The organism is Micromonospora sp. LHW51205 (assembly GCF_003315815.1).
Classification (GTDB): domain Bacteria; phylum Actinomycetota; class Actinomycetes; order Mycobacteriales; family Micromonosporaceae; genus Micromonospora; species Micromonospora chalcea.
This window is the reverse complement of record NZ_QMEZ01000002.1, coordinates 594863-607612: the sequence shown is the minus strand read 5'-3', so window position 1 is coordinate 607612 and position 12750 is coordinate 594863. Positions and strand designations below refer to the sequence as shown.

8 protein-coding genes and 2 pseudogenes are annotated in these 12750 nt (G+C 74.5%); 5 read left to right on the top strand and 5 right to left on the bottom strand.

The features are described 5' to 3' along the window. Positions 1 to 241: 241 nt before the first annotated feature. Both DQE82_RS10705 and DQE82_RS31440 read right to left on the bottom strand, forming a co-directional pair. Positions 242 to 1345: pseudogene (locus tag DQE82_RS10705) on the bottom strand (hypothetical protein); the annotation flags it as partial. A 132-nt stretch (positions 1346 to 1477) separates the two neighbouring features. Further along, positions 1478 to 1912: pseudogene (locus DQE82_RS31440) on the bottom strand (hypothetical protein); the annotation flags it as partial. Between the two features lie 36 nt (positions 1913 to 1948). Here DQE82_RS31440 and mptB (DQE82_RS10700) point away from each other — a divergent pair. After that, positions 1949 to 3361 (top strand): polyprenol phosphomannose-dependent alpha 1,6 mannosyltransferase MptB, encoded by a 1413-nt coding sequence (gene mptB, locus DQE82_RS10700; protein WP_043329305.1) that lies wholly within the window; start codon positions 1949 to 1951, stop codon positions 3359 to 3361. A gap of 11 nt (positions 3362 to 3372) precedes the next feature. Beyond that, positions 3373 to 4860, top strand: coding sequence for a polyprenol phosphomannose-dependent alpha 1,6 mannosyltransferase MptB (gene mptB / locus DQE82_RS10695; protein WP_113972729.1), 1488 nt, complete (start codon positions 3373 to 3375; stop codon positions 4858 to 4860). A 58-nt stretch (positions 4861 to 4918) separates the two neighbouring features. Here mptB (DQE82_RS10695) and glnA read toward each other — a convergent pair whose 3' ends face one another. Then, positions 4919 to 6343 carry a type I glutamate--ammonia ligase gene (glnA, locus tag DQE82_RS10690; RefSeq protein WP_043329312.1) on the bottom strand — a complete coding sequence of 475 codons (1425 nt, stop codon included), beginning with the start codon at positions 6341 to 6343 and terminating at the stop codon, positions 4919 to 4921. Between the two features lie 183 nt (positions 6344 to 6526). Here glnA and DQE82_RS10685 point away from each other — a divergent pair, with 183 nt between their 5' ends. After that, entirely contained in the window at positions 6527 to 6928 is a 402-nt protein-coding gene (locus tag DQE82_RS10685; RefSeq protein ID WP_370446787.1) for an RDD family protein, read from the top strand. A gap of 60 nt (positions 6929 to 6988) precedes the next feature. Here DQE82_RS10685 and DQE82_RS10680 read toward each other — a convergent pair whose 3' ends face one another. Beyond that, positions 6989 to 7678, bottom strand: a complete 690-nt coding sequence (locus DQE82_RS10680) for a DUF4191 domain-containing protein (RefSeq protein WP_043329318.1) — start codon at positions 7676 to 7678, stop codon at positions 6989 to 6991. A 215-nt stretch (positions 7679 to 7893) separates the two neighbouring features. Between DQE82_RS10680 and DQE82_RS30800 the strand changes: the two genes are divergently transcribed. Together DQE82_RS30800 and DQE82_RS10675 are read left to right on the top strand one after the other, a co-directional pair. Further along, positions 7894 to 8064 (top strand): hypothetical protein, encoded by a 171-nt coding sequence (locus tag DQE82_RS30800; RefSeq protein WP_166456627.1) that lies wholly within the window; start codon positions 7894 to 7896, stop codon positions 8062 to 8064. Positions 8065 to 8177: 113 nt separating this feature from the next. Next, the gene (locus tag DQE82_RS10675; RefSeq protein ID WP_233514634.1) at positions 8178 to 11099 is read left to right on the top strand and encodes an AAA family ATPase; all 2922 of its coding nucleotides are present in this window, start codon (positions 8178 to 8180) and stop codon (positions 11097 to 11099) included. Here DQE82_RS10675 and DQE82_RS10670 read toward each other — a convergent pair. Continuing rightward, positions 11081 to 12721 carry a DUF423 domain-containing protein gene (locus DQE82_RS10670; protein WP_233514633.1) on the bottom strand — a complete coding sequence of 547 codons (1641 nt, stop codon included), beginning with the start codon at positions 12719 to 12721 and terminating at the stop codon, positions 11081 to 11083. The genes DQE82_RS10675 and DQE82_RS10670 overlap by 19 nt on opposite strands. Positions 12722 to 12750: the final 29 nt, after the last annotated feature.

Below are 12750 nucleotides of genomic sequence, written 5' to 3'. Positions count from 1 at the left end.
TGCGGCCCTAGCTGTAATGCCTAGCTGCGTCGCCTGTCGTCGGCAGCGGGGAGGCGGTCAGAGGGCGAGGCGGTCCAGCCCGGTGCCACGGGATGCCGGGACCTCGATGGCCGCCCTCGCCTCCGCTGCCGCTGCTGGTCCCGACACGCGAGAAATGCTTTCCGAATCTCAGGAAAGCCGAGAGATCTTGGTAGGGAACGGCCCCTATGGGGGCCATTTCGTACCAAGATCTCCGCCGGGATCAGCTTGTAAGGGTGTAGGTGCCCTCTCGGGGGACCGTCACCGTTGTCCACTTGCCGTCTTGGGTGACTTCGGCGCCGCCTGAGGCGGTCAGCCAGCGATCGTGGCGGACCCGGATCGGGATCGGGCCGGGGGCGGGGGCGCGGAAGGTGATCGAGGCGCCGTCCTGGCTGATCAGCTCACCCGGCGCGCCGACGACCGGGGTGGGCTCGGCCACCGCGTACAGCTTCCAGTGCCGGTCCGACCAGACCTCGGTCAGGTACGGCAGGCCCGTCTCCACCAGCTCCGCCTCGGATCGCCCCACCCAGGAGAACTCGGCGTCGGGCACTGCCACGTACTGCACCGCGTTGTCGGCCAGCCAGTCCCGGTAGGTGACGGGGGTCAGCGGAATGCCGGTGCCGTCCGCGCCGGGCACCGTGGTGAAGAACAGCGGATTGCGGTCGATGTCGGCCTGGCGTAGCCAGCCCCGGGCCAGCGGCACCTCGCCCATCCGGGCGGCTTCCCAGTAGTTGCGGGTCGGCGGCACCTCCACCCGTCCGGTGAGCCCGCGCCGGGCCAGTTCCGCGCGCAGCGGCGCGAAGTACGCCGGGTCGGCCGTCGGATCGTCGGCGCTGTGCAGGTCGGCGGTGACCACCGGCGGCTGCCACCAGCAGACGACAGCGAGCAGCGCGGTCAGCCCGGCTGCACCGGCGGTCCGGGGCAACCGGGGGATGCCCAGCCTCGCCGGTGGCGTCGCCGCGGCGGCCAGCAGCGGCAGCGCGAACATCACCACCAGGCGGGTGGCGTTCAGCCCGACCGGGGTGGGCAGCAACGCCGACGCCAGCACCCCGGCCGCGGACAGCAGCGCGCCCACCCGCACCGGCCGGTACGTCACGAGCGCCGCGACCAGCAGGCTCGTCACCACGGCGTGCACGGTGTCGGTGCGGCTGATGTTCATCCAGCCGCCCTCGCCGAACAGCAGCCCGGTCACGGCGAGCGGTCCGGCCGCGGGTACGGCGAGCAGCAGGCCGTCGGCGTACCGGCGGCTCAGCAGCAGCGCGACGCCGGCGAGCCCGACGAACAGCCCGGCCACCGGGCTGGCCGCGGAGGCGAGCAGCGCGGCGACAACGGCGGCGACGGCCGCCCAGACGCTCCGGCCCGCCCAGATGCCGACGGGCGAGGCCGGCGCGCCGGGGCCGGCCGGACCAGCAGCGGCACCGGCCGCACCGGCACCGGTGCCGGAAGCGTCGACGGCGGCAGCACGTCGGGCGGGCACGGTGAGCGCGAGCAGCGCGGCCAGGCCGAACGCGACGCCGAGGGCGTACGTGACCCGGCCGGAGACCAGGTTGCCGGCGATCGTGACCACACCGACCAGGCTGCCGAGCAGCGGTCGGGGCACCCGGGTCCGCACCAGCAGGGCGGCGAACGCGGTGGCGGAGGCGAGCAGGGCGAGTGCGCCGGTGACGCGTACGCCGAGCAGTGCCATCAGCGGCGGCGAGACGAGGCTGTAGCCCCACGGGTGCACGCCGCCGTACCAGCGCAGGTCGACCAGGGCGGACGGGTGCGCGGCGAAGAAGTCGGCGCGGGCGACCTGGGCGGACAGGTCCGAGCCGGTGACCGGCAGGGTGAGGTGGAGCACGGCGAGGACGAGCGCGAACGCGGCGGACACCGCCACCACCCGACCGCCCCGCATGCCCACCTCCTGATCGCGAACCACCGTACTGGCAGCATGTCGGGCGTGCCTCACCACCTCTCGCGTTGGATCGGCCTGGCGGGTTCGGTGCTGCTCGCCGTGGCCGCGTTCCTCGGCGGCGCCCTGCCCGACGGCGAGTTGCGTCCCACCCCGGTCAGCATCTGGCAGGGCCCGAACGGGCCGCTGATCATCGGGTTGTGGCTGGTCGGCACCGGGCTGCTGGCGTGGGCGTGGTGGTCGTTGCGGGACCGGGTGCCGTCTTCGCGCTGGGTGCTGGTCACAGTCGCGCTGTGGCTGCTGCCGATGCTCGTCGCGCCGCCGCTGGGCAGCCGGGACGTGTACGCGTACGCCTGCCAGGGCGCCAGTTTCTCGGCCGGGATCAACCCCTACGAGCAGGGCGTGTCCGCGCTGCCCTGCCCCTGGCTGGACACCATCTCCTACATCTGGCGGGACACCCCGGCGCCGTACGGGCCGCTGTTCGTGCTGCTCGCCGGTGCGGTGGTGGAGGCGACCGGGTCGCTGCTCGGCGCGGTCGCGCTGTTCCGGCTGCTCGCCGTGGCCGGGGTGGCGCTCACCGCGTGGGCGCTGCCGGTGCTGGCCCGCCGCTGCGGGGTGCCGCCGCGGCGGGCGCTGTGGCTGGCGCTGGCCAGCCCGCTGGTGCCCGTGCACCTGATATCCGGTGCGCACAACGACGCGCTGATGATCGGCCTGCTCGTGGCCGGGCTGGCGGTGGTGGCGGCCCGGCCGGGGCGGCCCTGGCCGCTGCTCGCCGGTGGGGCGCTGCTCGGACTCGCCGCCGCCGTCAAGGTCACCGCGCTGGTCGTGATGCCGTTCGCCGCGCTCGCCGCCATCGTCGGGGCGTACCGGATCAGGTCGCTGGTCCGCGACGGCGGGTGGGTGGTCGGCGGATCGCTCGTGGCGCTGGCCGGGGTGACGCTCGTCTCCGGCCTGGGGCTGGGGTTCATCAGCGGGCTGGAGCAGGGCAGCCTGGTGGTGGCCTGGACGTCGCCGCCGACAGCGGTGGGGCAGACCGTCGGCTATCTGCTGGCGCCGTTCGGGGTGCACGTCGACGCGCTGCCGGTGACCCGGGCGATCGGCATGGTCGTGCTGGTCGGGGTGCTGATCTGGCTGTGGTTCCGCTCGTTGCGTCGCGGTGAGCCGTTCTGGCACGCCGCGCTGGCGCTCACCGCCACCGTCGCGCTGTCCCCGCTGTTCCACCCCTGGTACTGGCTGTGGCCGCTGGCGGTGCTGGCCGCCACCGCGCACCGCACGCTCTGGTTCTCGATCGTCACCGTGGTGTCGTCGTTCCTGGTGCTCGCCGACGGAACCGGGCTGGCCCGGTACAGCAAGATGCCCGGTGCGCCGCTGATGACGCTGTTCGTGATCGGCGTGGTCGTCTGGTTGGTACGGTCGGCTCGCAAGGGCCGGCAGCCGGTTCCCGCGGACTGAGGAGTGTGCCGGTGAGCGAGGTCGACGGACCGGTCCGGCCGATCGCCGCCGCCGTCGCCCGCTACGCCGGTCTCGCCGGGGCGGTGCTGCTCACCGTCGCCGGGTGGCTCGGCGGCGCGCTGCCCGGCCCGCCCCCGCGCAGCACGCTCGCCGCGATCTGGGCGGCCCCGAACGGGCCGCTGACGCTCGGCTGCTGGCTGGCCGGGACGCTGCTGCTGGTCGGCGCCTGGTGGTCGCTGCGGTGGGGCGCGCCGTCCGGCCGGTGGGCGTACGTGACCGCCGGGCTCTGGTCGCTGCCGCTGCTCGCCGCGCCGCCGATCGGCAGCCGCGACGTCTACTCGTACGCCTGCCAGGGCTGGACGTGGACGCAGGGCCTCAGCCCGTACCGGGTGGGGGTCGCGGCGGCCGGCTGCCCGTGGACCGACTCGGTGTCGCCGATCTGGCGGGACACCCCGGCGCCGTACGGGCCGTTCTTCGTGCTGCTGGCCGGGCTCGCCGTCCTCGCCGGCGGCGGCCTGATCGGGACCGTCGTGGCGCTTCGGCTGATAGCGGTGGCCGGGGTGCTGCTGGCCGCGCTCTGCCTGCCCGGCCTGGCCCGGGCCGCCGGCGTGCCCACCCGCCGGGCCGCCTGGCTGGTGCTCGCCTGCCCGCTGGTCGGGATCCACCTGGTGGCCGGCGCGCACAACGACGCGCTCGCGCTCGGCCTGCTCCTGCTCGGCCTGCTGGTGCTGGTCCGCCTGCCGGGCAAACCGCGCGCGCTGCTGGTCGCCGGGGTGCTGCTCGGCCTGGCCGTGGCGGTGAAGGCGGTGGCGGTCGTCGCGCTGCCGTTCGCGGCGCTCGCCGCCGTGCTCGGCCGCTACACCTGGCGGGCGCTGCTGCGCGACGGCGGGCAACTGGCCGCGTCGGTGCTCGGCACGCTGCTCGTCGTCTCGCTCGCCACCGGCCTCGGGCTGGGCTGGATCGGCGGACTCGGCCACAGCGGCGACTCGCAGCAGTGGACCTCACCGCCCACCGCGATCGGGTTCGTCATCGACTACGCCGGCGAACTGGCCGGGCAGCGGCCCCGGGCGGTCCCGGTGGTGCGCGCCGTCGCGCTGGCGTTGCTGGCCGGGACCCTCGTCGCGCTCTGGTGGCGGGCGTGGACGGCGCTGCGGCGGCTCAACGACAGCCGGCAGCGGGTGGCCCGGCTGACAGTGGCCCGGCCCCGGGTGGCGCTGCTCGGCGCGGGACTGGCGCTCGCCGCCACCGTGCTGCTCGCACCGGTCTTCCACCCCTGGTACGCGATCTGGCCGCTGACGCTGCTCGCGGTCGCGGCGGTGCCGCTGGCCCGGGAGGTGTGGTTCGTGGCCCCCTGCGCGGCGGTCTCGCTGCTCACGCTGCCCGACGGCACCAACCTGGCCCGGTTCACCAAGGCGCCCGGCGCGGTGCTGATGACGGTGCTGGTGGTGGTCGTCGCGGTGGCCGGAGTCCGGGCGGCACTGCGCCGCCGAGCCGCGTGAAACGGCCGGGCCGGCTCCGCCATCGCGGAGCCGGCCCGGCCGGTGCTGACGAGCGTGCTCAGCAGTCGAAGTACATCGCGAACTCGTGCGGGGTCGGGCGCAGGCGCACCGGGTCGACCTCGTTGGCCCGCTTCCACTCGACCCAGGTCGAGATCAGGTCCGGCGTGAACACGCCGCCGTCGAGCAGGTAGTCGTGGTCGGCCTCGAGCGCGGTGAGCACCTCCGGCAGCGAGCCCGGGACCTGCTTGACGTCGCCCCACTCCTCCGGCGGGAGGTCGTACAGGTCCTTGTCGATCGGCGCCGGCGGCTCGATCTTGTTCTTGATGCCGTCCAGGCCGGCCATCATCATCGCCGAGAACGCCAGGTACGGGTTGCTGGACGGGTCCGGCACCCGGAACTCGACGCGCTTGGCCTTCGGGTTGCTGCCGGTGACCGGGATGCGGGTGCACGCGGAGCGGTTGCGCTGGGAGTAGACCAGGTTGACCGGCGCCTCGAAGCCGGGCACCAGACGACGGTAGGAGTTCACCGTCGGGTTGGTGAAGGCCAGCAGCGAGGGGGCGTGGTGCAGGAGGCCGCCGATGTACCAGCGGGCGGTGTCGGACAGGCCGGCGTAGCCGGTCTCGTCGTAGAACAGCGGTTCGCCGCCGCGCCAGAGGCTCTGGTGGGTGTGCATGCCGGAGCCGTTGTCACCGAACAGCGGCTTGGGCATGAACGTCGCGGTCTTGCCGGCGGCCCAGGTCTCGTTCTTGACGATGTACTTGAACAGCTGGAGCTGGTCGGCGGCGTGCAGCAGCGTGGAGAACTTGTAGTTGATCTCCGACTGGCCGGCGGTGCCGACCTCGTGGTGCGACCGCTCGACGGTGAAGCCACCGTCGACGAGGCGCCGCACGATCCGGTCACGCAGGTCGGCGTAGTGGTCGACCGGCGGCACCGGGAAGTAGCCGCCCTTGTAGGCGGTCTTGTAGCCGCGGTTGCCGCCCTCTTCGATGCGGCCGCTGTTCCAGGCGCCCTCGATCGAGTCGATGTAGTAGAACGACTGGTGGGCGGAGGTTTCGTGGCGGATGGAGTCGAAGATGTAGAACTCGGCTTCGGCGCCGAAGTAGGCGGTGTCGGCGATGCCGCTGGCGGCGAGGTAGGCCTCGGCCTTCTTGGCGACGTTGCGGGGGTCGCGGGAGTAGGCCTCGCGGGTGAACGGGTCGTGGATGAAGAAGTTCAGCGCGAGGGTCTTCTGCGTGCGGAACGGGTCGATGAAGGCGGTGGCGACGTCCGGCAGCAGGAGCATGTCGGACTCGTGGATGGCCTGGAACCCGCGGATCGAGGAGCCGTCGAAGGCGAGGCCGTCGGTGAACACGCTGTCGTCGAACGACTCGACCGGCAGGTTGAAGTGCTGCATCACGCCGGGCAGGTCACAGAAACGTACGTCGACGAACTTCACGTCCTCGTTGGCGAGGTATCGCAGGAGTTCCTCGGAATTGGCGAACACACGTCCTCCTGGCAGGTCCACTCCGGTAGCTAACTACTGGCGACGCTATGGCCGGGGGGTTGCCCGGCCGTGTCTCGTCTGTTTCCGCCGTGTTACGTCGCTTGCGGAGCGTCACTCCGGCACGCTCTGGCGGCGAATGTCGGATTTTTCGTCAGGGGTTGCGGCGGCGCTACCCTGGCCGCTGTGACCGATACCGCCGCCACACCGGTGCCGCCCGCCGCCGACCCCGCCTTCACCCCGCCCAGCCTCGGCCGCCGATTCGGCGCCCTGATCATCGACTGGGTGCTGTGCCTGATGGTCGCCCGGGCCTTCTCCGACCCGGTCCGCGACGGCTGGCCGCCGGTCCTGGTGCTGATCCTGGAGTACGGCTTCTTCATCGGCCTGTTCGCCCAGACCCCCGGCATGTACCTGACCCGGCTGCGCTGCGTCGCCTGGGCCGACGGCGGCCGGATCGGGCTGCTCCGCGGGCTGCTGCGCGGATTCCTGCTGGCCCTGGCCGTGCCGGCCCTGCTCATGGACGAGCACCGGCGCGGCCTGCACGACCGGCTCGCCGGCTCCGTCGTCACCGACGCGCCGCGCCGCTGACCCGCACAAGAAAGGAGCCGGCCCCGCACGGGACCGGCTCCTTCTCGCGTACGCCGAAGGTCAGCGACCCCGGGTCTGCCGGAACGCGCCACGCGGCGGCCGCATGTTCTTCGGGACCGCGCCCTTGGGCATCTGCGGCCGCGCGGTCAGCGCCTTGAGCCGCTTGTCGAGCGCGTTGACGTCCTTCGGGGACAGGGCGCGGGGCAGCCGCATCAGCGTCATCCGCAGCTTGCGGACCGGCAGCTCACCCTCGCCCTGCCCGATCACGTAGTCGTGCAGCGGCGCCGTGCCGATCACCTTCGCCAGCCGGCGCTTCTCCTGGCCGAGCAGGCCACGCACACGCTGCGGGTTCCCCTCGGCCAGCAGGATCACGCCCTGGCGGCCCACCACCAGGTGCACCATGTCCATCTGCGTGGTGGAACTGACCGCCGGGGTGACCCGCCAGTCGCCGCGCATGCTCTCCATGATCTGCGCCGCCGCGCCCGGCTGCCCCTCCGCGGCGTTCATCATCGCCTTGTTGGAGCGCAGGTTGAGCACGATCAGCACGGCCAGCAGGGCGAGCAGGATGCCGATCGGCAACCAGATCCAGCCCCAGGCGATCACCGCGACCACGGTGAGCGCGAGCGGGATCAGCACCGCCGCCGCCGTCAGCGGCGCGAACCACTTGTCCTGCTTGGCGGTGAACCGGAACACCATCCCGATCTGCTTCAGCCGCTGGCCGAACGAGACCTTCTCCTGGGGCTTTGCCATGCCGCAGAGTCTAGTGGTCGGCGCACGTCACGTTGATCCGTGGCCGCCTCTTCCGGAGCGGGCTGAGTACCTTACGGCCGCGCGGCCCCTCGTCGGCCCTCAGGTAAGGAGGCGGCGGGGGCAAAGATCAGGCGGCGTACCCATGTGCCCGGGGCACCTTCGCGCGAAAAGTGGATCTCGACAGCGACGACAGACCCACGACAGGGAGATCCGACATGTTCGGCAACGACGCGGAGTTCATCCTCAGCATCCACCGCAGCCACGCCTCCGAGCTGCAGGCCGACGCGGCGCAGGACCGGTTGGCCCGGTCGCTGCCCCGACGGCACCCGCGCGGCTGGCTGAGCCGCCGACAGCACCACGCCCGCATCACCGACGCCCGCCGGTGACCGCGCCGGCGGTCGTCGCCGGTCCGGCCGTCACGGGGGCGGCCGGGCCGGCGGCCACCGACCGCCCGATCGGCCAGGCGAGGCCGTCGGGGGGCCGTGGCATGCTCGACGGCGTGACAGTACGCGCCGCCAGCACCGTCCTCGTCGGCCGCCGGCCCGAGCTGACAGTGCTCGGCGACGCGCTGGCCCGGGCACGCTCCGGCGACCCGACGACCGTGCTCGTCGGCGGCGAGGCCGGGGTCGGCAAGACCCGGCTGCTGGAGGAGTTCGGCACGCACGTCCACACCGCCGGGGCGCGGCTGCTGGTCGGCCAGTGCCTGGAACTGGGCGAGGCCGGCCTGCCGTTCGCCCCGTTCGCGGCCGCGCTGCGCGACGTGCTGCGCCACGACGGGCCGGCCGCGTTCGCCGGCTACGAGGCGGAGTTCGCCCGGCTGCTGCCGGAGCTGGCCCGGATGCCCGCAGGCGTCGCCGCGCCCGCCGGGCCGGCCCTCGCCGACACCCCGCGCGGCTACCTGTTCGACCTGGTCGCCGACCTGTTCCGGCGCATCGCCGAGGAACGCCCGCTGGTGCTGGTGATCGAGGACCTGCACTGGGCCGACCGCTCCACCCGCGACCTGATCGGCTTCCTGGTGCGGGCCGCCCGCGCCACCCGCCTGCTGGTGGTCTGCACGTACCGCACCGACGAGCTGCACCGCGGGCACCCGCTGCGGCCGTTCCTCGCCGAGCTGGACCGGGTCCGCGGCGTGGACCGGATCGAGCTGGGCCGCCTCGACCGCGACGGCACCGCCGCCGTGCTCGCCGACCTGCTCGGTGTCGAGCAGTTCGCCCGGACCGTGGACGACGTGCACGAACGCACCCAGGGCAACCCGTTCTTCATCGAGGAGCTGGCCGCCGCCGGTGGCCCGGTCGGCTGCGCCACCATCCCGGAGACGCTGCGCGACCTGCTGCTGGCCCGCGTCGACCGGCTGCCCGAGCCGGCCCAGCGGGTGCTGCGGATCGCCGCCGCCGGCGGCACCCGCTTCGCCCACCAGCTGCTCGCCGAGGTGGCCGGCCTGCCCGAGGCCGAACTGGAGGACGCGCTGCGCGCCGCCGTCGCCGGTCAGCTCGTGGTGGCCGACCCGGACGGCGACTACGAGTTCCGGCACGCGCTGGTCCGCGAGGCGGTGCACGACGACCTGCTGCCCGGCGAGCACGCCCGGCTGCACGCCCGGTACGCCGCCGCGATCGAGGCCCAACCCCACCTGGTCGCCGCCGGTCGCGCGCCGGCCGAGATCGCCCACCACTGGTACGCGGCGCACGACCACCCGCGCGCGCTCACCGCCGCCCGGGTCGCCGCCGAGGCAGCCGCCGAACGGTACGCGTACGCCGAGCAGAGCCGCCTGCTGGAGCGCGTCCTCGAACTGTGGGAGCAGGTGCCCGACGCCGCCGACCGGCTCGGCATGGACCACCTGCGGGTACTGGAGGACACGCTCACCGCCGCGGTCACCGCCGGTGACCTCAGCCGGGCGCTCACGCTCACCCGGGCCGCGCTGGCCGAGGTCGACTCCGACGCCGAACCGCTGCGCGCCGCCCGCCTGCTCGACCACCGGGGCCGGCTGTTCGCGCTGCTCGGCAAGAGCGACGGCGCGGCCGAGCTGCGCGAGGCGTACCGGCTGGCGGCCGGCGCCCCCGACGGCCCGGAACGGTTCGCCGTGCTGGCCGACATCGCGTCGCACCTGATGAAGGTCGACCCGCGCGAGGCCGCCACGGTGGCCGCCGAAGCCGCGGCCGGCGCGTCCGAGGTCGGCACCGACCTGGTGCTGCTGCCCACCCGGATCGCCCTGCTGCACCGCCTCGACGGCACGCCGGAGCGCGGGTTGGCCGAGCTGCGCCGGGTCGAGGCGCGGGCCCGTGCCGCCGGTGACTCGTGGGCCCTGGTCAGCGCGCTGGTCTTCCTCTCCGACGTGCTCTACGAGCTGGGCCGCTACGACGAGTCCGAGCAGGCGGCCGCGGCCGGGGTGACCGAGGCGCGCCGGGTCGGCATCAGCCGCTCGATCGGGGCGTACCTGCTGTCGAACCGGGCCGAGGCGCTGATCGCGCTGGGCCGCTGGGACGAGGCGGACGCCACCTGCGCCGAGGCGGCCCGCATCGACCCGCCGGGCGTCTCCGGTCTGCACTGGCTGCAACTGCGCGCCGGGCTGCACCTGGCCCGCGCCCACCCCGCCGCCGACGAGGTCGTCGGGCGGGCGCTGGCGTTCCTCAGCCGCCCCTACCTGTGGCCCAACCACCGGCTGCCGCTGCACGAGCTGCGCGTGGAGGCCGCGCTCGCCGTCGACGACAAGCTGGAAGCGGTACGCGCGGCGCGCGCCGCCCTGGCCGACCCGCACCTGGCCGACCTGCCGCGCGAGGGCTGGCCGGTGCTCGGCGCGGTGGCGCGTACCGCCGCGCTGACCGGTGACGCGACGCTCGCCGCCGACGTGTCCACGAGGGCCGCCGCGCTGCCCGCCCGGCACCCGGCCGAACAGGCGTACGCGGCGCACGTCACCGCCGTCCTGGCCGGGCTCGCGCCCACCGGTCCCGCCGGGGCGCTCGCGCAGTGGCGGGCGGCGGTGGCGGCGTGGCGGACGGCCGGGCAGCCGTACCCGCTGGGCCGGGCGCTGCTCGGGCTGGCCGAGGCGGCCGCCGCGGCGGGCGAGCGGGACGACGTGGCCGCCGCGGTACGGGAGACGGTCGAGGTGGCCGCCCGGCTGGGCGCCACCCCGCTGGGCGAGCAGGCGGCGACGCTGGCCCGCCGGGTCGGGCTGCGCGGCACCGGGCGACCCGGGCCGGACCTGCTGACCAGCCGGGAACGGGAGGTGCTGCGGCTGGTGGCCGAGGGGCACAGCAACAGCCGCATCGCCGAGCGGCTGTTCATCTCGCCGAAGACGGCGAGCGTGCACGTGTCCCGGATCATCGCCAAGCTGGACGTGACCAACCGGGTGGAGGCCGCCGCGCTGGCCCACCGCCTCGGTCTGCTCGACCCGCCACCGGGCCTGCGTCAGCGGCGTGGCAGGTAGATCCGCCAGCCGGCGACCGTGACGACGTCGAGCGCGCCCGGTTCGGGGCCGAGGCGCGCGTCCAGCCGGGCGGCCAGCGGCGAGCCGGCGAGCGCCACCCAGGCGGCCTCCGGGTCGGCGGCCACCTCCCGCCGGTACGCGGGCAGCCGGTCGAATCCGGGGCGCAGATCGTCCTCGACCACGGCGCAGAGCACGTTCTCGCCGGTGGCGTAGGTGAGCCGGTTGCACGTCCAGTAGCCGCCGCGCACGTGCCGGACGCCGAGCGCGCCGAGCGTGTCCACGAGCGAGCGGTGCCGGTCCGCCTCGGCGTGCACGGCCGGGGCCGCCCGGATCACCTCCACTGTGGTCGCCGCGCCGGTTCCGAGCACACCTGCGAGCACCGCCACCGCCCCGACACCCGCCACCCGGGCCCTAGCCCAGGCCGCCCGCCGGCCGGTCGCCTTGATCGACTCCACCTCGGCGAGTGGGCGGGCGGCCTGCCACAGTGGCCAGAGCAGGGCGGGCACCGCCACCGCCAGGCACGACAGGTACCGGCTGCTCTCGATCGGCGTCCGCCCGGCCGCGTTGCTGACCGCGTACGCGGCGAGGACCCCGGCCGCGCCGCCGAGCAGCGCCAGCCGCACCCCGGCCGACACCCGCTCCACCGAGCGTGGACCGCCCCAGGTTCGTCGCAGGGTGTGCCACGCGGTGAACGCGGCCAGCGCCAGCAGCACCGGGAACGCGAGCGCCCACCAGAGCTGCCAGGTGGCGCACCGGCCGGGCGAGCAGAAGCCCATCGCCAGCGGCGGCCCGAGCACCAGCCCGCCGTGCAGTCGATCCGCCCAGTCCGCGGCAGCGCCCGTACCGCCCGCTGCCAGCACCGCGCTCACCGGGTTGCGGCCGTGCCGAAGGCTGTCCACGAGCATCGGCGCGGTACCCAGCAGCAGCGCCCCGGCCAGCACCACGCCGGCCCGCCCGGCCAGTTCCCGCCAGCGCCACGCCACGAGCAGCGCGCCGAGCGTCAGCACGTACGGCAGGATCAGCGGGTCCACCCAGAGCAGCACCCCGGCGATCAGTCCCCAGGCCGCCCAGCGGGGCAGCCGCGCACCCGGCCCGGTCACGCAGAGCCCGACGGTGAGCAGCGCCAGCGCCGCGCCGGCCGGGTTCAGCTCCGGATAACCGCCACCGGCGATCAGCTGGTTCTTCACCACCCGATCCGCGCCGAGCGCCAGCACGGCGACGACCAGCAGGGCGTACCAGCGGTCACCGCCGAGCCGCCGGGTCAGTCGCCAGGACAGCAGCAGGAACAACGCGTACAGGGCCAGCGTGGGCAGCCGCAGCACGAGCACCGACGGTCCGGCCAGCGCGATCAGCGGCGCGGCCAGGTACGCCTCCAACGTGCCCATGTACGCCTGGCCGTAGAACCACACCGGGAAGCCGTCGCCCCGGGCGATGTGCAGGGCGGCCAGCCCCATCGTCGCCTCGTCGCTGTTGGTGGGCGGCACGTCGGCGAACAGCAGCGCCAGCCGGTAGCCCACAGCGGCGAACCCGACGAGCACGGCGAGCAGCGTCGGTAACGGCAGCCGCCGGGGCGTACGGGAGCGCACGGTCTCGCGTGGCTCCTCGCGTACCCCGGCGGTCATGCCTGTGATCATGGCATCCGGCGGGCGGC